Origin of the sequence: Hydrogenophaga pseudoflava (genome assembly GCF_004353865.1) — a bacterium.
In the GTDB taxonomy this organism is placed as follows: Bacteria; Pseudomonadota; Gammaproteobacteria; order Burkholderiales; family Burkholderiaceae_C; genus Hydrogenophaga; species Hydrogenophaga pseudoflava.
The window spans coordinates 4262698-4288652 of record NZ_CP037867.1 but is presented as its reverse complement, the minus strand read 5'-3'; the positions used below and the strand labels follow the sequence as shown (position 1 = coordinate 4288652).

24 protein-coding genes are annotated in these 25955 nt (G+C 68.0%); 13 read left to right on the top strand and 11 right to left on the bottom strand.

Going from position 1 to position 25955, the window contains the following annotated elements; all coding sequences use genetic code 11:
* Positions 1-13: 13 nt before the first annotated feature.
* A complete protein-coding gene (locus HPF_RS20680) occupies positions 14-613 on the top strand; it encodes a TetR/AcrR family transcriptional regulator (protein ID WP_127804234.1) in 600 nt (199 codons plus the stop codon).
* Between the two features lie 116 nt (positions 614-729).
* Positions 730-1719: an MBL fold metallo-hydrolase gene (locus tag HPF_RS20675; protein ID WP_133157696.1), complete on the top strand. Its 990-nt coding sequence runs from the start codon at positions 730-732 to the stop codon at positions 1717-1719.
* Positions 1720-1785: 66 nt separating this feature from the next.
* Here the strand turns inward: HPF_RS20675 and HPF_RS20670 are convergent, their stop codons facing one another.
* Positions 1786-2208 (bottom strand): PKD domain-containing protein, encoded by a 423-nt coding sequence (locus tag HPF_RS20670; protein WP_079366668.1) that lies wholly within the window; start codon positions 2206-2208, stop codon positions 1786-1788.
* A 100-nt stretch (positions 2209-2308) separates the two neighbouring features.
* On the opposite strand from HPF_RS20670, the gene HPF_RS20665 reads away from it, so the two are divergent.
* A complete protein-coding gene (locus tag HPF_RS20665) occupies positions 2309-3571 on the top strand; it encodes an SLC13 family permease (RefSeq protein WP_133157695.1) in 1263 nt (420 codons plus the stop codon).
* 3 nt (positions 3572-3574) lie between these two features.
* Here HPF_RS20665 and HPF_RS20660 read toward each other — a convergent pair whose 3' ends face one another.
* A complete protein-coding gene (locus HPF_RS20660; protein ID WP_133157694.1) occupies positions 3575-4483 on the bottom strand; it encodes a DUF6279 family lipoprotein in 909 nt (302 codons plus the stop codon).
* Here HPF_RS20660 and glmU point away from each other — a divergent pair.
* Positions 4482-5891 carry a bifunctional UDP-N-acetylglucosamine diphosphorylase/glucosamine-1-phosphate N-acetyltransferase GlmU gene (gene glmU, locus HPF_RS20655; RefSeq protein WP_133157693.1) on the top strand — a complete coding sequence of 470 codons (1410 nt, stop codon included), beginning with the start codon at positions 4482-4484 and terminating at the stop codon, positions 5889-5891. The two genes, HPF_RS20660 and glmU, sit on opposite strands and share 2 nt — an antisense overlap.
* 19 nt (positions 5892-5910) lie before the next feature.
* Here the strand turns inward: glmU and HPF_RS20650 are convergent, their stop codons facing one another.
* Both HPF_RS20650 and HPF_RS20645 read right to left on the bottom strand, forming a co-directional pair.
* Complete coding sequence (locus tag HPF_RS20650; protein WP_066154980.1) at positions 5911-6621, bottom strand: DUF2726 domain-containing protein; 711 nt, start codon at positions 6619-6621, stop codon at positions 5911-5913.
* A gap of 92 nt (positions 6622-6713) precedes the next feature.
* Positions 6714-7223 carry an Lrp/AsnC family transcriptional regulator gene (locus HPF_RS20645; RefSeq protein WP_066154977.1) on the bottom strand — a complete coding sequence of 170 codons (510 nt, stop codon included), beginning with the start codon at positions 7221-7223 and terminating at the stop codon, positions 6714-6716.
* Positions 7224-7361: 138 nt separating this feature from the next.
* Here HPF_RS20645 and glmS point away from each other — a divergent pair, with 138 nt between their 5' ends.
* The 4 genes from glmS (at position 7362) to HPF_RS20625 (ending at position 14573) form a co-directional block, all read left to right on the top strand.
* Entirely contained in the window at positions 7362-9224 is a 1863-nt protein-coding gene (gene glmS / locus HPF_RS20640; protein ID WP_133157692.1) for a glutamine--fructose-6-phosphate transaminase (isomerizing), read from the top strand.
* Between the two features lie 101 nt (positions 9225-9325).
* On the top strand, positions 9326-10354 hold the full coding sequence (locus HPF_RS20635) for an ABC transporter substrate-binding protein (protein ID WP_133157691.1): 1029 nt from the start codon (positions 9326-9328) through the stop codon (positions 10352-10354).
* Complete coding sequence (locus tag HPF_RS20630) at positions 10354-14139, top strand: PAS domain-containing protein (RefSeq protein ID WP_133157690.1); 3786 nt, start codon at positions 10354-10356, stop codon at positions 14137-14139. The genes HPF_RS20635 and HPF_RS20630 overlap by 1 nt, the downstream gene beginning before the upstream one ends.
* Positions 14136-14573, top strand: a complete 438-nt coding sequence (locus tag HPF_RS20625) for a response regulator (protein ID WP_079366676.1) — start codon at positions 14136-14138, stop codon at positions 14571-14573. The genes HPF_RS20630 and HPF_RS20625 overlap by 4 nt, the downstream gene beginning before the upstream one ends.
* On the opposite strand, the gene HPF_RS20620 is transcribed toward HPF_RS20625, so the two are convergent.
* From HPF_RS20620 to HPF_RS23980, 4 genes are all read right to left on the bottom strand, one after another.
* Positions 14574-15539: a PDR/VanB family oxidoreductase gene (locus HPF_RS20620; RefSeq protein ID WP_066154966.1), complete on the bottom strand. Its 966-nt coding sequence runs from the start codon at positions 15537-15539 to the stop codon at positions 14574-14576.
* The gene (locus tag HPF_RS20615; RefSeq protein ID WP_133157689.1) at positions 15536-16570 is read right to left on the bottom strand and encodes an aromatic ring-hydroxylating oxygenase subunit alpha; all 1035 of its coding nucleotides are present in this window, start codon (positions 16568-16570) and stop codon (positions 15536-15538) included. Before HPF_RS20615 ends, HPF_RS20620 begins: the two co-directional genes overlap by 4 nt.
* Before the next feature lie 97 nt (positions 16571-16667).
* Complete coding sequence (locus HPF_RS23985; protein ID WP_243721630.1) at positions 16668-17129, bottom strand: MarR family winged helix-turn-helix transcriptional regulator; 462 nt, start codon at positions 17127-17129, stop codon at positions 16668-16670.
* Positions 17130-17193: 64 nt separating this feature from the next.
* Complete coding sequence (locus HPF_RS23980; RefSeq protein WP_143434334.1) at positions 17194-17541, bottom strand: hypothetical protein; 348 nt, start codon at positions 17539-17541, stop codon at positions 17194-17196.
* A 244-nt stretch (positions 17542-17785) separates the two neighbouring features.
* Here HPF_RS23980 and HPF_RS20605 point away from each other — a divergent pair, with 244 nt between their 5' ends.
* From HPF_RS20605 to HPF_RS20585, 5 genes are all read left to right on the top strand, one after another.
* On the top strand, positions 17786-18241 hold the full coding sequence (locus HPF_RS20605; RefSeq protein WP_079366679.1) for a universal stress protein: 456 nt from the start codon (positions 17786-17788) through the stop codon (positions 18239-18241).
* 464 nt (positions 18242-18705) lie between these two features.
* Positions 18706-20418 (top strand): FAD-dependent oxidoreductase, encoded by a 1713-nt coding sequence (locus HPF_RS20600; RefSeq protein WP_133157688.1) that lies wholly within the window; start codon positions 18706-18708, stop codon positions 20416-20418.
* A gap of 17 nt (positions 20419-20435) precedes the next feature.
* Positions 20436-20660, top strand: coding sequence for a DUF2783 domain-containing protein (locus tag HPF_RS20595; protein ID WP_066154945.1), 225 nt, complete (start codon positions 20436-20438; stop codon positions 20658-20660).
* Positions 20661-20698: 38 nt separating this feature from the next.
* On the top strand, positions 20699-21238 hold the full coding sequence (locus HPF_RS20590) for a VOC family protein (RefSeq protein ID WP_133157687.1): 540 nt from the start codon (positions 20699-20701) through the stop codon (positions 21236-21238).
* A 103-nt stretch (positions 21239-21341) separates the two neighbouring features.
* A complete protein-coding gene (locus HPF_RS20585; RefSeq protein WP_079366682.1) occupies positions 21342-21989 on the top strand; it encodes a hypothetical protein in 648 nt (215 codons plus the stop codon).
* Between the two features lie 15 nt (positions 21990-22004).
* On the opposite strand, the gene HPF_RS20580 is transcribed toward HPF_RS20585, so the two are convergent.
* From HPF_RS20580 to HPF_RS20570, 3 genes are read right to left on the bottom strand one after another with little or no spacing between them, the layout of a single operon-like run.
* Positions 22005-24293 carry an ATP-binding protein gene (locus tag HPF_RS20580; RefSeq protein ID WP_133157686.1) on the bottom strand — a complete coding sequence of 763 codons (2289 nt, stop codon included), beginning with the start codon at positions 24291-24293 and terminating at the stop codon, positions 22005-22007.
* Positions 24290-24796 (bottom strand): putative pterin-binding protein, encoded by a 507-nt coding sequence (locus tag HPF_RS23975; protein ID WP_133157685.1) that lies wholly within the window; start codon positions 24794-24796, stop codon positions 24290-24292. Before HPF_RS23975 ends, HPF_RS20580 begins: the two co-directional genes overlap by 4 nt.
* Positions 24797-24836: 40 nt before the next feature.
* Positions 24837-25937, bottom strand: a complete 1101-nt coding sequence (locus tag HPF_RS20570) for a protein-glutamate methylesterase/protein-glutamine glutaminase (RefSeq protein ID WP_133157684.1) — start codon at positions 25935-25937, stop codon at positions 24837-24839.
* Positions 25938-25955 lie beyond the last annotated feature (18 nt).

Genomic DNA, 25955 nt, shown 5'->3' with positions numbered 1-25955 from the left:
GGACAATCTCCACATGGCCCGCCCGAAATCCGCCTCCCACGACCTCAAACGCGAGGAAATCCTCGATGTCGCTGCCCAGTGCTTTGCGCGCCAGAGCTTCCCGGCCGCGAGCATGAACGACATCGCCACCGCCTGCGGCACCAGCAAGGCGCGGCTCTACCACTACTACGAGAGCAAGGAAGCGATCCTGTTCGACCTGCTGGACCGCTACACCCAGCGCCTGCTGGCGCTGATCGGCGAGGCCGAGGCCCATGCCCAGCGCCAGAACCTCAGCGAGCGTGAGGCCCTGCACGCGCTGGTGCGGGCCTTTCTGGCGGAATACGAAAGCTCGGCCACGCGCCATGTGGCCCTGGTGTCCGACACCAAGTTCCTGGGCGACACCCAGCGCGAACTGATCCTCAACCGCCAGCGCGACGTGGTGGCGGCCTTCACCCGCTTCATCAAGCGCGCCTACCCCGGTCGTGTGACGCCGGCCAACCAGACCGCGCTGACCATGATGCTGTTCGGCATGATCAACTGGACCTTCACCTGGCTGCGTCCCGGCGGGCCCATGAGCTACGCCGCCTTTGCCGACGAGGTGGTGGCGGTGCTGGAGCAGGGCCTGGGTGGCTGACCCTGTGGATGCATGGGGTTAGTGATTTACCCATCCGTAATTAATTTCGATTAGGTAAAATTCTTCGGTTCGCGCTCCGGCGCCCGATGTCGACCATTCCCACAGGAGACCTCCCCATGAGCAAAGCCTTCGCCTCCCAGGCCGATCTGCAGGACAAAAAGACCACGTTCGAACAGCTGAGCCCGCACTGCTGGGCCTACACCGCCGAGGGCGATCCGAACTCGGGCGTCATCATTGGCGACGAATTCATCATGGTCAGCGACGCCACCGCCACCCCGGCCATGGCCAAGGACCTGATCCGGCAGATCCGCACCGTCTCCGACAAGCCGATCAAGTACGTGCTGCTGACCCACTACCACGCGGTGCGCGTGCTGGGTGCCAGCGCCTACTTCGCCGAAGGTGCGACCGAGATCATCGCCAGTCAGGGCACGCTGGAGCTGATCCAGGAGCGTGGCGAACAGGACATGAAGAGCGAGATGGAGCGCTTCCCGCGCCTGTTCCGCGGTGCCGACTCGGTGCCGGGCCTGACCTGGCCGACCATGGTGATCGGCGGCGGCGACCCGACCCAGGGCGAAAAGCCTGGCAAGCTGTCGATCAACCTGGGTGGCGTGGTGGTGCAGATCTGGAGTCCGGGCCACGGCCACACGCGCGGCGACACCATCGCCTGGGTGGAAGACGAGAAGGTGCTGTTCAGCGGCGACCTGGTCGAGTACGAAGCCGGCGTCTACACCGGCGACGCCCAGCTGGAAGAGTGGCCTGCCACGCTCGAAGCGCTGCGCGCGTTGAACGCCGAGTTCATCGTGCCCGGCCGCGGCGAGGCCATGAAGGGCAACGCCAACGTGAACAAGGCGCTGGACTACACCAAGCGCTGGGTCACGACCCTATTCCAGGCCGGCAAGGAAGCCGTGGCCGCCAGGATGGACCTCAAGGCCGCCATGGCCCACACCCGCAAGAGCATGGACCCGGTGTTCGGCCACGTGTTCATCTACGAGCACTGCCTGCCGTTCGACGTCAGCCGCGCCTACGACGAGGCCAGCGGCATCAAGAACCCGCGCATCTGGACGGCCGAGCGCGACATGGAGATGTGGAAGTCGCTGCAGGCCTGAGGTCGCTCCGGCAACAAAAAAGCCGCTGTGAATACAGCGGCTTTTTTGTTGGCTGGCGCAAGAGGGCTACTGCGTCGTTGTGCTGGTGATGGGGGGGGGCGAGCTGGTGTCCTCGTCGTCGCTGGTCGTATCCACGATCACCAGCGCCTCCTTCACCTCCAGCTGGTCCTCGACGGAGGCCTCGCGGCCCGCGCTGTCGGTCACGGTGAGCTTGATGGTGTAGATGCCGGCCTTGTCGTAGGTGTGGGTCACGGTTTCGCCCTTGGCGGTGCTGCCGTCGCCAAAGCTCCACGACCAGCCCACGGCCACATTGCCCTCGGGCATGTTGGACACCACCGATCCGGACGCGTCGAAGGTCAGCTCGGTACCGGCCCGCGCGGTGCTGGGGGTGACGTCGTAAATCGGCACCGGCAGACAGCCGGTGAGTGCCAGCGCCGTGAAGCTCGCCAGCAGGAATTTCGAGAAGGTCAGGTTTCTGAACGTTGTCATGTGTGGCTCCCGGATCGGTGGCCAACGATGGTAATCCCATTCGGGGTCCGGGAGCTACCGCACAAGGGCCGACAATCGTGTATCGATCTGTAGCCTCCTCATGTCGCCTGCGCTGTCTTCCTTTGTCTCGTCGCCCTCGGAATGGGGGGTGGTTCTGGTCTTCGCCACCGTCTATCTGGGCATGTTTCTCGGCGGTCTGCCGCGCCTGAAACTGGACCGGTCCGGCGTGGCGCTGCTGGGCGCCATCGCCGTGATCGCGATTTCCGGCATGGCGGTGGAGGACGCGGCCCGGTCGGTGGACCTACCGACCATCGTGCTGCTGTTCGCCTTCATGGTGGTGTCGGCCCAGATGCGGCTGGGCGGCTTCTACACCGAGGTCACGCGTCGGGTGGGGGCGCTGCCGCTGTCGCGGGCCGGCCTGCTGGCCGCGCTGATCGTGGTCGCTGGCGGGCTGTCGGCGGTGTTTTCCAACGACATCGTCTGCCTGGCCATGACGCCGGTGGTCGCGCGCCTGTGCCTGCAGCGCGGCCTCAACCCGGTGCCGTTCCTGATCGGTCTGGCCTGCGCCGCCAACATCGGGTCGGCCGCCACGCTGATCGGCAACCCGCAGAACATGCTGATCGGTTCCGTGCTGCGCCTGCCGTTCGACGGCTACATGCGGCAGGCCCTGCTGCCCGTGGGCATCAGCCTGGCGCTGCTCTGGCTCTGGCTGGCCTACGGTCCCGGGGCGCGTGTGGGGGCTGCGGCGGCGGTTCGGCCGGCCAGCGGCACGGGGCGGGCCGAAGACGAACCGCCGTTCGACCGCTGGCAGACAGCCAAGGGGCTGACCGTGGCGCTGGTGCTGATGGTGGTGTTCCTGGCCACCGGCTGGCACCGCGACGTGGCCGCGCTGGTGGGGGCGGCCGTGCTGCTGCTCAGCCGCCGTTTCCATTCCGCGGATGTGATGGGCTCGGTCGACTGGCAGCTGCTGCTGCTCTTCATCGGACTGTTCATCGTCAACCACGCGTTCGAGCAGACCGGACTGGCGGCCGAGGCGGTCGCCTGGCTGGCCACCCAGGGTGTGCACCTGACCGACCCGGGCACCCTGCTGGTGCTGGGCACGGTGCTGTCCAACCTGGTGTCCAACGTGCCGGCGGTGATGCTGCTGCTGCCGCACCTGGGGGCCGACCACCAGCATGCCGGCGCCCAGCTGGCGCTGGTGAGCACCTTTGCGGGCAACCTGCTGCTGGTGGGTTCGATCGCCAATCTGATCGTGGCCGACCTCGCGGCCCGGGAGGGCATCGTGCTGGACTGGAAGCGGCACGTGGTCACCGGCCTGCCCGTGACCCTGATGTCGCTGGCGGTGGTCTGGCTGCTGGCCTGAGTTTCAGTGCTGCGCGGTGAGCGAACGCAGGTCGAGCTCGTAGTCCTTGAGCACGCGCACGGCGTGCTGCCGCTGTTCAGCCGTGGTGGTGTTGTGCACGGCGGCGAACTGCTCGCAGGCATTGCGCACCAGGTTGTCGCTGTAGGCGGCGAAGCCGGGCAGGGGCGACTGCATCACGCGGTCGTGCCAGCGGCGCAGCGCGGTGGTGGCGGTGGCCACGGTGGCGCCGCGCTCGGTTTGCAGTTCGCGCAGGGTGCGGATCAAATCGGTCTGGCGGCGCAGGCGCTCGGTGTTCACCCGCTGGGCGTCGAACGGCGAACTGCGGATGCGCTCGCGCAGCAGGGCCAGCTGGGCATTGCTCAGGTCGCCGTACAGGGGTTCGTAGCGGTCCAGGGCACGGTCCATCAGGTTGTCCAGCCGCTCCTCGTCGCTGACGCGGATGTACTTCTGCTCGAACTCCCGGTTGTTCTTGTCGTACTTCTTCTGCAGATGCTGCAGCTGGGCAGGGGTCAGGGTGAGGGCCAGCCGGGCCATGGGCTCCAGGCTGCGGTCGACCATGCGCAGGTAGGCGCCGCGCAGGGCATCAAACTGAGCGCAGGCGAGGTCGGCGCTGCTGTCGGTCTGGGCCATCTGCTGCCACTGCTGCAGGCGCTGGATGTAGCCCGGCAGTTCCGTGGTGCGGTGCCAGGCAAAGAAGGCATCGATGTCGCGCCGCAGCTGGCCCGTCTGTGCCTCGTTCAGGTCGGCATAGCCGTCGATCCACCAGTAGCCCAGGCTGGGCGCCTGGTTGTAGGCCAGGCGCAGCGCGCTGCAGCCCACGAGCACGAGCGAGAGCAGGCCCAGCACCAGGGCGCGCGCGATAATCCGCGCCATCGAAGAGGTGCCCTTGTCGGCCTCAGGAAAGGTGTTCATGTCGTTCCCTGTGGATGTGGTGGTGATGGCGGCCGGCAAAGGCACGCGCATGAAGAGCAGCAGGCCCAAAGTGTTGCATCGTCTGGGCGGTCGTGCACTGGCCCAGCATGTGATCGACACGGCCGCCCGGGTATCGGCGCGTTCGGTGGTGGTGATCACCGGTCACGGCGCCGAACAGGTGGAAGCCGGCCTGGTCGCTCCGGCATTGGAGTCGGGTGAAGCGCTGAAGTTGCAGTTTGTGCGGCAGGAGCCGCAGCTGGGCACCGGTCATGCGGTGCAGCAGGCGGTGCCGGTGCTGCCCGACGACGGTGTGACCCTGGTGCTCTCGGGCGACGTGCCGCTGACCCGGCCCGAAACCCTGCAGGCGCTGCTGAACCTCAGCGGCGGGCAGCGGCTGGCGCTGCTGACGCTCGACATGCCCGACCCCACGGGTTACGGACGCATCGAGCGCGCAACCGACGGTTCGGTGACCGCGATCGTCGAGCACAAGGACGCCAGCGAGGCGCAGCGCGCGATCACCGAGATCTACAGCGGCATCATGGCCGTGCCCACGCAGCTGCTGCGCGGCTGGCTGGCGCGCCTGGACAACCGGAACGCCCAGGGCGAGTACTACCTGACCGACGTGGTGAAATTCGCGGTGGCCGACGGTGTGGCCGTGCAGGCGCACCGCATCACCGACGCACTGCAGGTGGCGGGCGTCAACAGCCCGGCGCAGCTGGCCGAGCTGGAGCGCGCGCACCAGCGGCGCGTGGCCGAGGCGCTGATGGAGCAGGGCGTGCGCCTGGCCGACCCGGCGCGGCTGGACGTGCGCGGCGCACTGGTCTGCGGACAGGACGTGGAAATCGACGTCAACTGCGTGTTTGAAGGCCGCGTGGAACTGGGCGCCGGGGTGCGCATCGGTGCGAATTGCGTGATCGCCAACGCGGTGATCGGTGCCGGTGCGGTGATCCATCCGTTCACCCACATTGAAGGCGAGAAAGCCGGCGTGTCGGTCGGCGAAGGCGCACTGATCGGCCCGTTTGCCCGCCTGCGGCCGGGCGCCCGGCTGGGGCGCGAGGTGCACATCGGCAACTTTGTCGAGGTCAAGAACTCCACGCTGGCCGACGGCGCCAAGGCCAACCACCTGGCCTACCTGGGCGATGCGAGCGTGGGCGAACGGGTGAACTACGGCGCCGGCAGCATCACTGCCAACTACGACGGCGCCAACAAGCACCGCACGGTGATCGAAGCCGACGTGCATGTGGGCAGCAACTGCGTGCTGGTGGCACCGGTCACGATCGGCGCTGGAGGGACGGTGGGGGGCGGCTCGACCATCACCCGCGACACGCCGCCGGGCGCGCTGAGCGTGGCGCGCGGGCGCCAGGCGGTGATTCCGAACTGGCAGCGGCCCGCGAAGAAAAAGGGTTGATCGGGTCGGGCGGCCCGGATCAGGCGCGGCGGCGCACCGCTTCGATCTGCCGCTCGTGCTGAGACTTGCGGTCTGTCCGGGCCTCCCCGAGCTCCATCAGGCCGCTCAGGCCCATCACCTCGGACTCCTTGAAGCCGGTGCTGGGATAGACCAGGGTGTCGAACTCCGAGAATTTCGACTCCAATTGCTGGCGGACGCTTTCGCCGTTGTTGCTTTCGCCGTCCTGGGCCTTGGGCCGGGGCAGGGCGGCCAGATCGAGCTGGCGGCGGAAGTCGTTGGGCGTGGGCATGCGGTGGATGCTGTTCTTGAGGAACAGGAAGCGCACGCCGGCGGTCTTGAGGATGCGGTTCTTGATCTTGACCTGGTGGGCCTTGGCCTTGGCGTCGCTGAGATGGTATTGCTCGACATCGAAGGCGAACACCGCACGCCCGTCGGCGTCACAGACCACAAAGTCAACCTTCTGGGTCTTCAGCCGTTCCTTGGCGCGCTGGATGTCGGCCGAGCGCCGCACAGACAGCATGTTCTGGAGCGGGACATTGGGCAGCACCACCTGGTCGGGGAAGGTGTCGCGCAGGTAGTCCAGCATGGCCACCTGTTCGGGCGTCAGGATGCGCTCGGGGGTGTAGCGGTCCTCGCGCCCGGAGACCTTGCGGAAGTAGCGGCGATAGACCCAGACACCCCCCGCCACCAGGGCGATGGCGACCAAGAACGCGGTCCACAACGGAAACATGCAACCTCCTGACTGTTGGCAAATGGCAACTTTTTGGTGCAGGGATTCTAGGTGGGGTGTTACGTGGTCTGGGCGTAAATAACCCCTTGTTACTAATCGGCCGGGCTGGGCTGGAGGCCGCCGGACAGCGGGATCCTGGGATCGAACTTGGCGCGCTTCACACTGAAAAAGGCCTTGACGTTGCGCACGTTGGCGCTGGAGGTGAACAGCCGCTGTGCCAGAGCGAGGTAGGCGGGCATGTCACGGGTGTGCACCACCAGCATGAAATCGGGGCCCGGGCTGACCCGGTAGCACTGCTGCACGGCGGGGTCGGGCAGCACATGGGCCTCGAAGGCGTCCAGGTGTTCGGCGCCCTGGCGTTCCAGTGTCACCTCCACCAGTGTGGTCAGCCCATGGCCGATCAGCGGGGCCAGGCGGTCGGGGTGCAGCAGCGCCACCTCGCGTTCGATCACGCCCGTTTCCCGCAGGCGCTTGATGCGCCGCAGGCTGGTGGGCGGGGACACGTGGGCCAGGGCGGCCAGGGCCTGGTTGTGTCGGCTGGCGTCGGTCTGCAGCAGCTCCAGCAGCCTCAGATCGGTGGCATCAAGGAATTCAGATTCCATAAATGTGTAGTTTGTGAAATAAAAACAAAAGCACAGCAAATGAAGAAATTATCAAGCACTGAATGGCATATATGTGAATGCCTATTTCTTTTTGCCGTGCCTACGATGCCCCCATACCAACCAATGGAGTGAACCAATATGTGCGGCATCGTGGCAGGGGTTTCGGGGCGTGATGTGGTGCCCGTTCTGGTCCAGGGCTTGCAGCGGCTGGAGTACCGCGGCTACGACTCCTGTGGCGTGGCGGTGCACAGCGAGGGGCTGCGCCGGGCGCGCAGCACGGCCCGGGTGGCCGAACTGGTCGAGCAGGTGAAGGCCGAGCACATCGCCAGCGGCACCGGCATTGCCCACACGCGCTGGGCCACGCACGGGGCGCCGGCGGTGCACAACGCCCACCCCCATTTCAGCCATGGCCCGGCGCACACCAGTGCCAGCGGTGCGGCCGGCCGGGTCGCCCTGGTGCACAACGGCATCATCGAAAACCACGACGAACTGCGCGCAGTCCTGCAGGCCAAGGGTTATGTGTTCGAGAGCCAGACCGACACCGAGGTCATCGCGCACCTGATCGATTCGCTCTACGAAGGCGACGTGTTCGCGGCGCTGCAGGCGGCGGTGGCGCAACTGCACGGCGCCTACGCGCTGGCGGTGTTCCACAAGGACGAGCCACATCGCGTGGTGGGCGCGCGCGCCGGTTCGCCGCTGATCCTGGGGGTGGGCGATGGCGGCAAGGAGCATTTCCTGGCCAGCGATGCCATGGCCCTGGCCGGCGTGACCGACCAGATCGTCTACCTGGAAGAGGGCGACCTGGTGGACCTGCAGCTGGGCCGCTACTGGGTGACCGACGGCCAGGGGCGCAGCTTCGACGCCGCGCAGCGCCCGGTGAAGACGGTGCAGGCGCACAGTGGCGCCGCCGAGCTCGGCCCCTACCGGCACTACATGCAGAAGGAGATCTTCGAGCAGCCGCGTGCGATTGGCGACACGCTCGAAGGCGTGAACGGTGTCACCCCCGAGCTGTTCGGCGACGGCGCCTATGGCATCTTCAAGCAGATCGACCGGGTGCTGATCCTGGCCTGCGGCACCAGCTACTACAGCGGTTGTGCCGCCAAGTACTGGCTGGAGGAGATCGCGCAGATCCCGACCCAGGTGGAGGTGGCCAGCGAGTACCGCTACCGCACCAGCGTGCCCGACCCGAAGACGCTGGTGGTCACCATCAGCCAGAGCGGCGAGACCGCCGACACCCTGGCCGCGCTGCGCCATGCGCAGGGCCTGGGCATGGCGCACACGCTGACCATCTGCAACGTCGCCACCAGCGCCATGGTGCGTGAGTGCCGCCTGGCCTACATCACGCGGGCCGGCGTGGAGATCGGCGTGGCCTCCACCAAGGCCTTCACCACCCAGCTGGCGGGCCTGTTCCTGTTGACGCTGGCGCTGGCCCAGGTGCGCGGGCGCCTGTCGGACGAGCAGGAGGCGGCGCACCTCAAGGCCATGCGTCATCTGCCGGTGGCCCTGCAGGCGGTGCTGGCGCTCGAGCCCCAGGTCATCAGCTGGGCCGAGGACTTCGCGCGCATGGACAACGCGCTGTTCCTGGGCCGGGGCCTGCACTACCCGATCGCGCTCGAAGGCGCGCTCAAGCTCAAGGAGATCAGTTACATCCACGCCGAGGCCTACCCGGCCGGCGAGCTCAAGCACGGCCCGCTGGCCCTGGTGACCAGCGCCATGCCGGTGGTCACGGTGGCGCCGAACGACGCGCTGCTGGAGAAACTCAAGAGCAACATGCAGGAAGTGCGGGCCCGCGGCGGCGTGCTCTACGTGCTGGCCGACGCCGACACCCGCATCGGAAGCAGCGATGGCATCCACGTCATCCGCATGCCCGAACACTACGGCGCGCTCTCGCCCATCCTGCATGTGGTGCCGCTGCAACTGCTGGCCTACCACACGGCGCTGGCCCGGGGCACCGATGTCGACAAGCCACGCAACCTCGCCAAGAGCGTGACGGTGGAGTGAGGCTTTCTTGGGGAACCGGCGGGTTTCGTTGACCACGCTTGGTTCCGGCCTGTCAGCTTCGGTGACAGAATGTTCCACACCAGAAGCCAGCGGCCCATTGCATGCCACAGGAATCACAGACAGGCGCAGACAGCGAAACCGGGAGGACCCTGAGCCGCAGGGCCCTGCTGACCTGTCTGGCTTTGGGTGCGGCGGCGCTGACCGCCTGCCAGCCGCCGCCCCAGGCGCCACTGAAACTGGGCTTGAACCCCTGGGTCGGCTACGACCCGATGGTGCTGGCGCGTGACCGGGGGCTGCTGGACGCGGCGCAGGTCAAGGTGGTGGAGCTGGCCTCCAGCTCGGAGACCCAGCGCCATCTGCGCAACGGCTTGCTCGACGGCGCCGCACTGACCCTGGACGAGACCCTGCGTCTGGCCGACGAGGGCGTCGACCTGCGCATCGTGCTCCTGCTGTCGACCTCGGCCGGTGCCGATGTGGTGATGGCGCGTCCGGACATCCGCAGCCCGGCCGGGCTGCGTGGCCGCTCGATTGCCGTCGAGCGGACCACGGTGGGCGCCCTGATGCTGCAGCGCCTGCTGCAGGTCGGTGGCCTGCAGCCGCACGAGGTGCAGGTTCGCAACCTGGAGGCCTCGCAGCACCTGGCCGCGCTGCGCAACGGGCTGGTCGATGCGGCGGTGACGTACGAGCCCCTGGCCGGGACCTTGCAGGCCGAAGGACTGCGGCCGGTGTTCGACAGCCGCCAGATGCCGGGCGACATCGTGGACGTGCTGGTGGTCCGGGCAGAGACGCTGTCGCGGCGCCAGCCGCAGGTCGAGGCGGCCGTGCTCGGCTGGCGCCGCGGGCTCAGTGCCCTGGAGAGCGATCCGCAGGCGAGTGCCGAGCTGCTGGCGGTGGGTGTCGACCTCACGCCCGCCGACTACCTCACCACGCTGAAGGGGCTGAAGTTCTATACCGATCAGGAGGGCCAGGCGCTCATGTCGGGCCGGCCGCGCGCACTGGGGCGGCAGTCGGAAAGTCTGGCCATCACCCTGGGCCTGATGGGCCTGATCAGGACACCGCCAGACTGGGCGCGGCTGCTGGACGAGGGCTGGGCCGACCGCCTGCAGGCCCTGGAAAGTGCACAGCCGTGATGCCGGCGCTGCGCCATGGTCTGCTGGGCATGTCCGGCCGCCGGCTGGTGCCCCTGCTGATCTTTCTGGTGGCCCTGCTGGCGATCGGCATCCGGTACCAGCACCAGATGGGGCGCATGACGGCCGAAGTGGAAGCGATCGAAGCCCAGCGGCTGCGGGACCGCCTGGGCATTGACCAGAACCGTCTCGACGTGCGCATGGGCATGTCCGACCCGCTGATGCTGCGCCGGATCGTGGGCGCACTGGGCCTGCACGATGGCATGGACCACGCCTATCTCGTCAGTCCCCAGAACGTGGTGCTGGCCTCGCTGTCGCGGGCCGACATCGGGCGGACGCTGGACGAGGCGCTCGCGCAGGTCGACGAGCGCGAGCGCCTGCGGGCGCTTTTCAACGGGCCGGTGCGCACCGGGATCGACATCTCGGTGGTTCGGGAGGCCTCGTTGCTGACCGGCTGGGTGACTTTGCTGGACGGACACCGTCTGGGAGTGCTCGTGGACATCTCCGTCCCTCTGGCGCAGCGCCGGCAGCAGGCGCAGCGGGAACTGGCCGTCGAGGCGCTGGCCGCGCTGGGTGTGGCGACCCTGCTGGCGCTGCTGCTGCACCTGATCTGGTTCCGGCGGGCCCAGAAGCTGGTCACGGCCCTGGAACACATGGGCGCAGGCGACCTCTCGGCGCGCGCGGGGCTGACCGGGGAGGATGAACTTGCGCTGATCGGACGCGCCACCGACCACATGGCCGGCCAGCTGGAGACCGACCGGGCCGTGGCCTTGCACCTGAGCGAGCTGGTCAACCGTTCGCCGCTGGTGGTGATCGAGTGGCGTCTGGCGCCTGGCTGGCCCGTGCACTATGTCAACGACAACATCCGCCAGTGGGGCTACGACCCGCACGCGCTGGTGGCGGGGGGCGTGCCGTTTGTCTCGCTGCTGCACCCGGACGATGCGGGGTGGGTCGGGGCCGAGGTGGACCGCTTCCTGGAGCACGGGCCGGACGAGTACCACCAGGAATACCGGATCCTCCGGGCCGACGGTGCCACCGCCTGGGTGCACGACCACACCCGCCACGAGCGCAACGAACTCGGCCAGGTGGTGCGGATCAGCGGCATCCTGCTGGACATCAGCGCACAGAAGGAGGCCCAGCAGGCCCAGCGGGAGCAGGCCGAGTTGCTGCGCATGTTCTACGAACTGCCCTTCCTGGGCATGGCGATCTCGTCGCCGACCGACAAGCGCTGGATGCAGGTCAACGACCAGCTGTGCGAGATCCTCGGTTACCCGCGCGAGGAGCTCCTGCGCAAGAACTGGGCCGAGATGACGCCGCCGGGCGACCTGGAGCGCAACGTGGCGCTGTTCGACGAGCTGATCGCCGGGCAGCGCAGCGGCTACCGCATGTCCAAGCGCTTCGTGCGTAAGGACGGGCGCATGGTGCACGCCGAAATCGACGTGCGCGCGGTCCGTGACGAGCGCGGACAGGTCCGGCAGCTGTTCGCCACCATCCAGGACGTGACCGAACGCCATCGGTACGAACAGACGCTGCAGCAGATGCAGGACCAGATGCTCAAGGCGCAGCGCATCGGCAACATGGGAAGCTGGACCATGGACCTGCGCAGGCGCACCTTCGTGGCGTCGCCGCAGGCGCTGGTGATCTATGGCACCGACCCCGGACGTCCGGAAATGACGCTGGAGGAAGCCGATGCCCTGGTGGTGCCGGAAGACCGGGCGCTGGTGCGGGAGGCCGTCCGGCGCGGTGCCAGCACCGGTGAGCCCAGCGACCTGCGCTGCCGCGTCCTGAACCCGGTGCGCGGTGTGCGCCACCTGCATGTGCGGGCCGAGTTCGAACCCGAGGACGGGCAGTTCGTGCGCTGCGTCGGCATGGTGGTCGACGAGACCGACCTGGTCGAGGCGCAGCGTGACCGGGACCGCCTGGTCTCGGTGCTGGAGGCGACCCCGGACATCGTGAGCATGGCCAATCCTCGGGGGGAGGTGTTCTATTACAACCGCGCCGGTTACGAGGTGCTCGGGTTGCCTGAGGACGCACCGCTGGCAGACGCGATCGGTCGCGTGCACCCCGAATGGGCGGTGCGGATCGTGAAGGAGCAGGGCATACCGGTGGCGATCGCACAGGGCCGCTGGCTGGGAGAGACGGCGGTGTACGGCGCGGATGGCCGCGAGATCCCGATGTCGCAGATGATTCTCTCGCACCACGGAGCCGACGGGCAGCTGATGTACCTGTCGACCATCCTGCGCGACATCTCCGAGCGCAAGGTGGCCGAGGCCGCGCTGCGCGAGCAGGGCCGGGTGCTGGCCGAGGCGCAGGAACTCTCGCGCATGGGCAACTGGCGCATCGACCTGCCGTCGCGTCAGGTGTCCTGGTCGAGAGGCCTGTTTCCGCTGCTGGGCTTTGACCCGGACGCCGACCAGGCCTCGATGGAGAACTTCATGGCCAGCATGCACCCGGACGACCGTCCGCGAATGCAGCAGACCATGCGGGAGCACCTCGCTGGCAAGGACGGCGACACCCGTGTGGTCGACCACCGCGTGGTGACGCCGGCAGGGGTCCGGTACCTGGAGACACGGGCGCGCCTGTCCTGCGACGGTCAGGGGAAGCCGATGCGCCTGTTCGGCACCACGATGGACGTCACCGAGCGGGTGCTGGCTTCGCAAGTGGTGACCGACCTCAAGGACATGCTGGAGCAGGCCGAAACGGTGTCGCTGCTGGGCAGCTGGGCCGGCGATGCGGAAACGCAGCGGCTCAATGTCTCGGCCCAGCTGTTCCGCAACCTGGGGCTGGAGCCGGCGGCCCGGCCGCCGACGGATGCGCAGTACCTGGACCGCATCCACCCCGACGACCGTCCCATGGTGATGGACGACATGCGGACCATCCGCGCCGGTGGCCCGCCCAAGGACTTTGTGTTCCGCACCAACCCCGCCCACGGCCCTGTGCGCTGGATGCGCCGGACCGCGCGCCGCATCGACCGGAGCGCCGAGAAGCTGCAACCGCGGTACATCGGCACCTTGCTGGACATCACCGAGTCGGTGCATGCCGAGGAGCAGCTGCGGCACATCAACCAGGCGCTGGAGCAGCGGGTGGCCGAGCGCACCGCGCAGCTGAGCCAGGCGAACCAGGAGCTGGAGGCGTTTTCCTACACCGTGTCGCACGACCTCAAGGCGCCGCTGCGCGGCATCGACGGCTACAGCCAGCTGCTGGTGGAAGAGTACGGGGACAAGCTCGACGAAGAGGGCCGGCACTTCGTGCGCCGCATCCGCCACGGGGTGCAGCAGATGGGCGCATTGATTTCCGACCTGCTGGAGTACTCGCGCATGGAACGGCGCGACATGGCCGCCGGGCCGGTGGCGATCCGGCCGCTGGTCGAATCGATCCTGGAGAGTTTCCATGCCGACATCGAGCGCCAGGGCGCACAGGTGCGGACCGGGCTGGAGGATTTCACGCTGGCACTGGACCGCGAGGGCATTTCGGTGGTGCTGCGCAACCTGATCGGCAACGCGCTGAAGTTCAGCCGGGACAGCAGCCCGCCCGTGGTCGAGATCGGCAGCTGCCTGAAAAACGGGTGCCGTGTCCTCTGGGTGCGTGACAACGGGGTGGGTTTTGACATGAAATACCACGATCGCATGTTCGGCATCTTCCAGCGCCTGCACCGGGCGGAAGAGTTTCCGGGCACGGGCGTCGGTCTGGCGCTGGTGGCCAAGGCTGTGCAGCGCATGGGCGGACGTGTGTGGGCCGAGAGTGCCCCGGGCGCCGGCGCCACCTTCTATCTGGAGTTCCCGCTATGAACACTGCCCTGCAGCCGCCCCCGATCCTGCTGGTCGAGGACAACCCGATGGACCTGGACCTGACGCTCCGGGCGTTCACGAAGAAGCGGCTCACCAACCATGTGCAGGTGGCGCGCGATGGCGAGGAGGCGCTGGCTTTCATGGCGCGCTGGGACGCGGGAGAACAGCTGCCGGCGGTGATCCTGCTAGACATCAACCTGCCCAAGGTCAACGGGCTGGAAGTGCTGCGCCAGCTCAAGGCGCACGAGCGTTTCCGCCGCATCCCGGTGGTGATCCTCACCTCCTCGCGCGAAGACCGCGACCTCACCGCCGCCTACGACCTGGGCGTGAACTCGTACATCGAGAAGCCGGTGAGCTTCAGCAAGTTCATGGAAGTGGCCGAGCAGATCGAGCTCTACTGGTGCGTGCTCAACGAGCGGCCCGGCCGGGCCTGATCAGAGGTCCAGCACCAGACGCGCGCTGCTGGCGCGCGAGCAGCACGGCAGGAACTGGTTGTTCGCCGCGCGCTCCTCGGGCGTGAGGTACTGGTCGCGGTGGTCCGGCACGCCGCTTTTCACCCCCGTCAGGCAGGTGCCGCAGACGCCCTGCTCGCAGGACATCGGAATGTCCAGACCGGCCGCCAGCAGCGCGGCCAGCGCGGTCTGGTCGGCCGCCACCGGGATCACGCGGCCGCTGCTCGCCAGCTCCAGCTCGAAGCCGCCGTCGCCCGCCGTGCCGGTGGGCGCGGCCGCGAAGTACTCGCGGTGCAGGCGGGCCTCGTCCCAGCCCTGGGCGCGGCCTTCGGCCAGCACCGCCTCCATGAAGCCGGTGGGGCCGCAGACGTAGAGATGGCTGCCGGCCGGCGCGCTGCGCAGCGTGGCGGCGAGGTCCAGCTTCTGCATCGCCGGACCGTCGTCGAAGTGGTGGTGCACTCGGTCCGCGTAGGGGGCGCTCGCCAGCTGCGCCACGAAGGGTGTGCGCTCGCGCGAGCGCGTGGCGTGGTGCAGCGTGAAGCCGCCGCCTTGTGCTGCCAGCTGCTCGGCCATGGCCAGCAGCGGCGTGATGCCGATGCCGCCGGCCAGCAGCAGGTGGTGCGGCGCCGAAGGGGCAAGTTCGAACAGGTTGCGCGGCGTGCCGATGTCCAGCACCGTGCCCACCTGCAGCTGGTCGTGCACCGTGGCCGAGCCGCCGCGCGAGCCGGCGTCGCGCAGCACGGCGATACGGTAGCGATGGGTTTCGCCGGGCGTGTTGCACAGTGAGTACTGGCGCACCAGGCCGCCGGGCAGGTGCACATCGATGTGGGCCCCGGCGCTGAAGGCGGGCAGGGCGCTGCCGTCCACCGGCACCAGGTCGAGGCTGCAGATGTCCAGCGCCTCGTCCTGGCGGGCCGCCACGCGCACACGGATCAGGGCGGCGGTCATGAAGCACCCCGTTCTGCGGCGATCACGCGCTCGATCACCTTGCGCGACTGCACGCCGCCGGTGTCGATGTTGAGCTTGAGCAGGGCGCGGTCCGGGAAGGCGCTGAGGTTCTTCTGCTGGCGCTCCAGCATCTCCAGGTCCTCCGAGAAGATCTTGCCCTGGCCCTCGCGGATCTGCGCGGTCAGCGCCTTGTCGCCCGGGTTGAACTTGCGCGCCATGCCCCAGAAGTAGTGCATCGAGGTGTTGGTCTCGGGCGTGATGAAGTCGATCACCTGGCTGTAGACCTTGTGTTCGGCCGGCGCGTCGTAGCCGCCGTGGCCGGCGTGGGCCACACCCACCTCGATGATCACGTGGCTGGGCGGCGTGAAGCGGCAGATCTGCCAGCGGTCCACCGGCACGTCATCGGCCAGGCCCTTGGCGCGCAGTGCGGCCTTCCAGAACGGCGGCGCAGGGATGTCGCTCATAAAGCGGCTGGTCACCACCTCGTCGCCGTTGACCGTGGTCTTGCAGGGCGTCTCGTCGATCTCCGGCTGGCCGATGCTGGTAGCGTGCACGTAGGTCTCGTGCGTCAGGTCCATCAGGTTGTCGATCATCAGCCGGTAGTCGGCCTTGACGTGGTAGAGCCCGCCGCCGTAGGCCCACTCGGGGTTGTCGTGCCACTCCATGTGCGGGATCAGCGCCGGGTCGGCCTTGTCCTTCTCGCCCGGCCAGACCCAGACGAAGCCGTAGCGCTCTTCCACCGGGAAGCTGCGGATGGCCGGGAAGCCCCCCACGCGCTGGCCCGGCATGGCCACCGTCTTGCCGTCGCAGCCCATCTCCAGGCCGTGGTAGCCGCAGACCAGTTTGCCCTCGCACACGTAACCCAGCGACAGCGGCGCGCCGCGGTGCGGGCAGAAGTCCTCCACCGCCGCCACCTTGCCCTCGTGGGCCCGGTAGAACACGATGGCCTGGTTGCAGATGGTGCGGCCCAGGGGCTTTTCGTCGATCTCGTCGGCCGAGCAGGCCACGTACCAGGTGTTGACGGGGAACATGCGGGTCTCCTTCGTGGGTGGTTTCTTCATTCAGTATGCTGAATGAAGTGCATTGTACGAACAGGGCGCGAGGAAAAAAAGACCCCGCAAGTCCGGGTTAACCCTGATCGGAAGGGGAGCCAGACTGTTCGTTGAGGTGCACGAACTTGCGCAGCAGGCGCAGGAACTCGTCCCGTTCGTGGGGCTCCAGCGGCTCCAGCAGGCGCGAGTACATCGGGTGCACGCGCGGCAGCATGTCGGCCAGCACCGACTCGCCGTCGGCGGTCAGGCGCAGGGCGCGCTGGCGCCTTGGCAGCAGTTCGCGCACGATCCAGCCCTTGGCATCGAGCCGGGTGGCGATGTCGGCGGTGGTCGAGGTGTCCAGTGCCACCCGGTCGGCCAGCGTCACCTGGTCGATGCCGGGCTCGGCCTTGAGCGCGCGCAGCACGGCGTACTGCACCGGCGTGACCTGCCGGCCGTGGGTTTCATGAAAGGTCGACACCGCGAGCTGGTGCGCGCGGCGGATCAGGTGGCCGGGTTCGGCCTGCAGCGTCAGGTTGGTCGGCGGGTCCGTGTTCACGTGAGGCTCGGCGGCTGTTGGATGCCGAGATCTTAAGCGCGCACCCGCAGCGAGGTGCAGAAACTCAACACGCGCGCAGGCGCGCCAGCGTCGACTCGAAGTCGGGGGATTCGACGATGGACAGGATGGCAAGCGCGTAGGAGGCCGCGGCGGCCTCCTGGCTGAACAGGCGACTGAGGGTGCCGGGCGCCAGCAGGCGGTTGACGCGGGTGCCGGGGGCGGTGGCGCGGATGTCTTCGAGCACCAGGGCCAGAGGCAGCGCTGGCGTGCCCTTGGGAAAGCCCAGGGTTTCGACGAAGGTCGGCGGTTCGACGGTGGGCTGGGCGGCCTGTGCGGCGGCCAGCCTCGGGTCCGGCTGGGGCAGGGCGCCGTAGGCGGACTCGGTGAACAGCTCTCGGGTCTGGGGGCGCATGGCGTGGTGGACGGTGGTCTGACGGTTCGGGAGCGGTTGCTGTCGCCATCTTGCCCGGTGTGCCAGCATGAATCACTGTCAGCACTGACAGGTTGTTGCGGATGCCGGCGGAAGCGCGAGACTTTCCGCACACGGTGCAACCCTGTGGCTGCCACGGGACTCGGCATGGTCATCGCGGCACGCGCGTGGCATCATGGTCCGGAGGTCCTGCAAGGGGCGGGGCCATTCGCTGGAGGCGAGCGCCATGCTGAACATCCTGATCCCGGTCGACGGTTCCTCCCACGCGCTGCTGGCGGTGCACCACGCGGTGCGGCTGGTGCATTCGGGGCTGCGGGCGCGCTTCGTGGTGGCGAACGTGCAGGAGAGCGCGACGCTGTACGAGATGGTGGTGGCGCACGACCCCGAGGTGCTGGAGAAGGTGAGCGAGGGCGCGGGGCTGGACCTGATGCGGCCGGCGGTGGCGCTGCTGGAGGCGGCGGGGCAGAAGGTCGAGAAGGAAGTGGCCAGCGGTGATCCGGCGAACACCTTGATCGACATCATCGAGCGGTATGGCTGTCAGGCGGTGATCATGACCGCTGGCACCGGCGGGGGCTTGCGGGCAGCCCTGCTGGGTTCGGTGACGCAGCACCTGGTGGACCACTCGCCGGTGCCGGTGACGGTGGTGCGGGAGCCGGTCGCGCCTTCCGAAGAAGACGAGTGAGCTGTTGTTCTCCGGCGGCCTGCCTTCGTACGTTGCGTTGTTGAGGACTCCCCCTCTTTGCGCCAACGGCGCCGGGTGACCACTCCGCTCATGTCCCCCGGACCGGCTGCGCCGGTCCTCCTCCTTTACTTCGCTGCGTGATCACCCGGCGCCGTTGGCGCCCGCACGACTGTGGACGAACCACCGTTGGCGAGCCTGCACGTGTATGCATGGCGGTGCATGGCGTTCTGCAGAGCGAAGTAAAGGAGGAGAGGGCCGCAGGCCGTCGGGGGACATGAGCGGCGCAGTGCGCCATGTGCCGCCGTGCCTGCGAGGTAGGTCCGAGAACCTCTTGGGAGGTTTTGCGAATTACGTTTAGAGAAACGTATTTACCAATACGAAATTCTGAGCTACAGTACGCCCCGGACCAAACCCCGGCCGGCCGACCCTGAAGCCGGTGCACCCCCCGCAGGAGACCGACCTCGATGGGCACCTACACCTACCCCACCTTTCCGTACCGCGCCCCCGCCGACCTCATCGCCGGCGCGCCGCAGCGCAAACCCCTGATCGTCATCGGCGCCGGCCCGGTCGGCCTCGCCGCCGCCATCGACGCCCGGCTGCACGGCCTGGACGTGCTGCTGTTCGACGAAGAAGACAGCGTCTCCTTCGGCTCGCGCGCCGTCTGCTACGCCAAGCGCGCGCTCGAAATCCTCGACCGCCTGGGCGTGGGTGACGCCATCGTCGACAAGGGCGTGAGCTGGAACGTCGGTCGCACCTTCCTGCGCGAGGAAGAGGTCTACCGCTTCAACCTCGTGCCCGACGCCGGCCACAAGCGCCCCGGCATGATCAACCTGCAGCAGTACCACCTCGAAGAGGCGCTGGTGCACCGCGCCACCGAACTGGGCGCCGACCTGCGCTGGAAATACAAGGTGGTGGGCGTGCAGCCCCTGGGTGACAACGGAAGCGAGGGCGCCCGCGTCAGCGTCGAGACGCCCGACGGCCACTTCGAGATCGATGCCGACTGGCTGATCGTGGCCGACGGCGCGCGCTCCAACGTGCGGCGCCAGCTCGGCCTGGACATCGAGGGCCATGTCTTCAAGGACCGCTTCCTGATCGCCGACGTGGTGATGAAGGCCGACTTCCCGGCCGAGCGCTGGTTCTGGTTCGACCCGCCCTTCCATCCCAACCAGAGCGTGCTGCTGCACAAGCAGAGCGACAACGTCTGGCGCATCGACTTCCAGCTCGGCTGGGACGCCGACCCCGAGGAAGAGAAGAAGCCCGAGAAGATCATTCCGCGCGTCAAGGCCATGCTGGGCGACGACCGCGAGTTCGAGCTGGAGTGGGCCAGCATCTACACCTTCCAGTGCCGGCGCATGAAGAACTTCCGCCACGGCCGCCTGCTGTTTGTGGGCGACGCGGCGCACCAGGTCTCGCCCTTCGGGGCGCGCGGCGCCAACTCCGGTTTCCAGGACACCGACGACCTGTTGTGGAAGCTGGCGCTGGTGATGAAGGGGCAGGCGCCCGAGGCACTGCTGGACAGCTACGACGCCGACCGCACCTACGCGGCCGACGAGAACATCCGCAACTCCACCCGCTCCACCGACTTCATCACGCCCAAGAGCGCGGTCAGCAAGCTGTTCCGCAACGCCGCACTGGAACTGGCGCGCACGCAGCCCTTCGCCCGCAAGCTGGTCAATTCGGGCCGCCTGTCGGTGCCTGCCTTCCTGGTGCAGTCGGCGCTGAACACGCCCGACGCCGACACCTTCGAGGGCAACATGGTCCCTGGCGCGCCGATGGACGACGCGCCGGTGCGCGTGGCCGGCTACGACGCCTGGCTGCTCGACCAGCTGGGCAACCGCTTCGTGCTGCTGGCCTTCGTGGACGACCCGGGCCAGCTGGAGCCGTCGCTGCGCGCCCAGGCCACGGCGCTGGCCGCCGGCCCGGTGCCGGTGGAGACGGTGCTGGTGACGCCGCATGGCGGTAACGCCGTCGGTTTCACCGTGCTGCAGGACCGCGACGGCCTGTTCGCCCAGCGCTACGACGCCCGCCCGGGCACGACCTACCTGGTCCGCCCCGACCAGCACGTGACCGCCCGCTGGCGCCGCTCCGACCTGGCCGCCGTGCGCGCCGCCCTGGCCCGCGCCACCGGACAGGGCCTGACCGCCGCGGCCGCCCAGCCCGAAGCCGTCGCCGCCTGAACCCCGAGGAGACATTCATGAGCCTGCAACTGCAACCCAACCTCGCCGAACCCGGCCAGCGCTACTTCCGCGACTTCACGCCCGGCGACGATTTCTACGAAGCCCTGATCGAGACCCACCGAGACCTCAGCGACGAACAGAGCCAGATGTTGAATGCCAAGCTGATCCTGTTGCTGGCGAACCAGGTCGGCGACATCTCGGCCCTGAAACAAGCCCTGGCCATCGCCCGTGAAGGCGTCTGAACCCGCACCCGACAACGGAACACCCACAGGAGAACCCCATGAACATCCGCAAGATCCACCACGTCGCCTACCGCTGCAAGGACGCCAAGACCACGGTCGAGTGGTACCAGAAGCACCTGGGCATGAACTTCGTGCTGGCCATCGCCGAAGACCAGGTGCCGTCCACCCACGCGCCAGACCCCTACATGCACCTGTTCATGGACGCGGGTGGCGGCAACATCCTGGCCTTCTTCGAACTGCCGAACTCGCCCGAGATGGGCAAGGACCCCAACACGCCCGACTGGGTCCAGCACATCGCGCTGGAGGTCGACACCGTGGCCGAACTCGAAGCCACCAAGGCGAAGCTGGAAGCGGCCGGCATCCCGGTGGTGGGCCTGACCGACCACACCATCTTCAAGTCGATCTACTTCTTCGACCCCAACGGCCACCGCCTGGAGCTGGCCGCCAACACCGCCACGCCCGAGATGATGAAGAAGCTCGACGACGTGAAGTGGGACATGCTCAATGAATGGTCCCAGACCAAGCGCGCGCCCAAGCACGCCGCCTGGATGCACGAAAAAGAACTGGCCGCCAGCTGAAATTGGGGGGTGAAAACCCCTCAAGTTCCGGTTTAGGTGGTCGAAAACCCGGAAGACCAGCGGAATTGTCATGGCCGCTGACCCGTTGAAAAGGGGGTTTTCCATGCTGAACATCAGTACCAGCCAGCCCGTGAGCTGGCCGACCGCGGCGCCCGTGACCGTGGCGCCGGTGCCTGCCGTGGCCTCGGTCGGGGCTGCGCAGCCGTCCGCCCGCGATCCGCAGGCCGATTCGGGCCGCGGTGGCCAAGGTGCGCGCGGCGGTGTTCCGTCACCGGTCCGCGGCGACCAGGAGCCGGGTGCTGGTGTGTCCACGGCCCAGCCGGCGCCCATCCTGCCCAACGGTCCCAAGGGCAGCGAACGAACCTCGCCCGCCGACAACCTGGCCGATGCCAGGCTGCGTGCCGAGCAGCGCCAGGAAGAAGAACAAAAGGCCCGTGAGCAGGCGGAGCAGAAGCCCCAGTTGCAAGAGGTGCTGGCCTCCGTGTGGAAGGCCAGCGCCGCCGTGGTCGAGGTGGTGCTGGGCCGAGAGCAGGCGGCGGACGCGGTCGATGCCGCCGCAGCCAGCGGGGCGCGGGACAGCGGGGCCGCGAACCAGCGACCCGTCGCCAACGATGCCCAGGTGGATCTGCCGGGCATCGAGGCCGTTCCTGCCGCGCTGCGCCGGGAACAGGCGCCGGTGGCCTACACCGAGCAGGGCGCCAGCACCTGGCAGTCCCTGGAAACCGGCAGCCTGCTCAGCCGCCGGGTCTGAGCCCGGCAACAGGGCTCAGGCCGCCTGCACCGGCTCGAAGTCGCGCAGGGCCTGACGGGTGAGGTTGGCTTCGCGCAACAGCTGCCGACCCAGTTCGGCCGGTACCGGGTCGTCGGTCTGGGTGGTGATGTGCTCGATCTGGGCCGATGTCCTCACCAGGGCGCGGAAGCCCATCAGCATGGCCGAACCTTTGAGCTTGTGGGCGTTGTAGCCGATGGCCTGGCGGTCGCCGGCGCGCAGGGCCTGCCCCAGCACATGCACCGTGCCCTCGGGTGATTCGAACAGGGTCTTGAGCAGTTCCTCCAGCGACTCCTGCGGCATCATGTCCTGGATCTCCCGGTAGGAGTCGGTGTCGACCAGACGCACCGCTGCGTGGCTCCGGTCGGGCAGGCGCACAGGCATTTCGTAGGAAGACAGCGGGAAGGGGCTGGAGGCTAGCAGCTCGGTCGGGCCCAGTTCTTCCACCGTCATGCCGGGGTCGTCCAGCAGGCCGCAGCGGCGCAGCGCCCGCTTGAGGTCTTCGGCCTGCAGCGGCTTGCTGGTGAACTCGTTCACGCCGACTTCCAGCGCCCGTTTGCGCGTGTCGTTGACGACATCGGCGGTCACCAGGATCACCTTGATCTCCGACACCGGGCCGTCGAGCCGGCGGATCGCCTCGGTGGTGGCCAGGCCGTCCAGCACCGGCATGTGGTAGTCCAGCAGCACCACGTCGAAGAGGTCGTGCGCCAGCAGCTGCAGCGCCTCCTGCCCGTTCTCGCAGAAGGTGGCCTCGTGGCCCATCTTCTCCAGCAGGATGCTCATGTACTTGAGGTTGATCGGGTGGTCCTCGGCCACCAGCACCCTGAGCTTGCGCTGGATGCTACCGATCACCGAGATCGGCTCTTCCTCCACCGGGGCCTTGGTCTCGGGCAGGTCCAGGTGCACGGTGAACACCGAGCCCACGCCCAGCTGGCTGCTGACCTCGATGTCGCCGCCCATCATGCGGGCCAGGTTGCGCGAGATCTCCAGTCCCAGCCCGGTGCCGCCGATGCGGCGGCGCAGCGAGTTGTCGGCCTGGTAGAACCGGGTGAACAGCCGGGAGACCGTTTCCTCGTCCATGCCCATGCCGGTGTCGCGCACGGTGAGCACCACACCGGTCTTGCCCGCGGGCGCACGGGTCAGCTCGGCGATCACGCTGCCTTCGCTGGTGAACTTGATGGCGTTGTTGATCAGGTTGAACATGATCTGGCGCAGGCGCGTGGCGTCGGCCTCCACCCAGCCGGGCAGGTCGGCCGCAGCGTAGATGTTCAGCTCCAGCCCCTTGTCGCGGGCGGCCACCTGCATCAGACCGTCGACCTCGTGCACCACGCTGGGCAGGTGGATCGGCACCACCGAGAGCTTGAGCGTGCCCGACTCCATGGTCGAGACGTCCAGGATGTCGTTGAGCACGCCCAGCAGGTGCATCGCGGAATCGCGCGCGGTGCCCAGGTAGTCGCGCTGCTGGTTGGTCAGCGAGGCGTCGTCCAGCAGGTTGAGCATGCCGAGCAGGCCCTGGAACGGGGTGCGGATCTCGTGGCTCATGTTGGCCAGGAAGATGCTCTTGCCATGGTTGGCGGCCTCGGCCTGGTCGCGGGCCTCGGCCAGTTCGTCACTGAGCTTCTGCAGCCTGGCGTACTGGCGCTGTTGCTTGCGGATGTGCTGCACCAGCAGGCCGACGAAGATCAGCATCACCGCGATCTGCGCCGCCGCCAGGCCGATCACCAGCAGGCCCTGGTGGCGCAGCTGGGCGTTGCGTTCGTCGACGAAACGGGCCACGGCGCGGTTGGCCTCGCGCGTGAGTTCGCCCATCAGCGGCTTGAGGTCCTCGATGGCGCGGTCCAGCAGGGCCAGCTTCCTGGGGCTGGCCGCCAGCGCCTGCGGATCGGCGAACAGCGGGTCGGCGATCTTGTTGAAGTCCTTGACCCTGGCCATGGTTGCGGTGTATTCGAAGGAGGCTTCGAGCAGGTCGCGGCGCGGTATCCTGGTCAGCAGGTCGATGCGGCTGAGGTAGACCTCGTAGCGCTCAAGGAGCTGGTTGCCGTCGATCGTGCCGGGCGCCTGGAGGGCGTCCATGATCGAGTGTTCGAGCCGGCCCAGCTCGCGTTCGAGCTGGTAGGCCTGCCACATGATCGAGTCGACCTGGTTGGTCGACACATCGTCGAGCATGCGGTACTGGCGCCACTGGATCCAGCCCAGTGGCGTCAGGGTGATGGCCAGCAGCAGCGAGATGGCCAGGGCCCACTGCCGACGTTGCCAGCGGGCCAGATTTGGCAGCGCGAGTGTCATTGGATGTCCAGGGCCTTGAGTTGCCAGATGGACCGCTCGTAGTACGTCGAGGTGCGCAGCTCGGCGCTGCTGTCGAACGGATACACCACAAACAGCGGGCCCTTCTCGCGCACCGGGATCGGCTTGTCGTCGATCAGGCGGGCGACGATCACCTGGAACTTCGCGGCGTCGGCCACGGGAATGGTGATCCTGTAGTCGTTGATGGCCACCGCGCCCACGTTGCTGCCGCTGGCCTTGACGGCGGCCAGCACGTCGGCCAGCAGCGGGCCGGTGAACTTCACCGGCCTGTCGAACCAGGGGGTGCTGGTGGTGAAGCTGTGCTGGGGCAGGGCCTCGATCATCTTCATGTCGAAGCGCGCCACCTCGCCGGCGTTCTTCGTGGCGATCTTGCCGCTGATGACGAGGATGGGGCGTTCCTTGGGGGCGTCCAGTGCCAGGGCGGCGCTGGAGAGGGCCAGCGCGCAGAGCAGGGCGCTGGCCGTGAAGAGGCGGCGGTTTTTCATGGAAGGACTCCGCGGATCGCGCGGGTGTGTGGGCAGGGGCTCAGATGCGGTGCCGCACCAGGGCGGGGTTGCTGGCCAGGCGGTTGAGCAGGGCTGGGGCGATCTGCTTGAGGGGCAGGACCTCGTGGGCGGCGCCGGCCTGGATGGCCATGCGGGGCATGCCGAAGACCACGCAGCTGGCTTCGTCCTGCACGTAGTTGTAGCTGCCGGCGTCCTTCATCTCGCGCATGGCCAGGGCGCCGTCGGCCCCCATGCCGGTGAGCATGATGCCCAGCGCGTTGGGGCCGAGCACGCGCGCGGCCGACTTGAACAGCACCTCCACCGAGGGGCGGTGGCGGTTCACCGGTTCGGTGTCCTCGACCACAGCCACGTAGTTCGAGCCGCTGCGGTCGATGCGCAGGTGACGCCCGCCGGGTGCGATGTAGGCGTGGCCGGGCAGGATGCGCTGGCCGTCGCGGGCTTCGGCGACACGGATCTTGCACAGCGAGTCCAGCCGGGCCGCGAAACTGGTGGTGAAGCCAGGGGGCATGTGCTGGGTGATCACGATCGCGGGCGAGTCGGCCGGCAGTGGCGTCAGCACCTCGCGGATGGCCTCGGTGCCGCCGGTGGAGGCGCCAATGCAGATGACCTTTTCGGTGGTCGACAGGCGCGGCAGCGGCGCCCGCGGCGCCTCGGCCGCGGCAGGTGTGGCCTGGGTGATGGTGCCGGTTGCGGAAGGCGCCGGGGCCAGGCGCCGGACATGCGCGGCCGCGGCGATGCGAATCTTGTCGACGATGTCACCGGCCAGCTCGTTGAGCCCGCTGGTGATACCGATGCGGGGCTTGGCCACATAGTCGACCGCGCCCATCTCCAGCGCACGCAGCGTGATGTCGGCACCCTGTTCGGTCAGCGTGGACACCATCACCACCGGCATCGGACGCAGCCGCATCAGGCGAGAGAGGAATTCCAGACCGTCCATGCGCGGCATCTCGACGTCCAGCGTGATGACGTCCGGGTTGAGCTCGCGGATCATCTCGCGCGCCACCAGCGGGTCGCTCGCGGCACCCACGCACTGCATGTCGGGCTGCCGGTTGATGATTTCGGTGAGCAGGCTGCGCACCAGCGCCGAGTCGTCGACCACCACCACTCTGATCTTGGCCATGGCTGTTCTTTCTGCGGT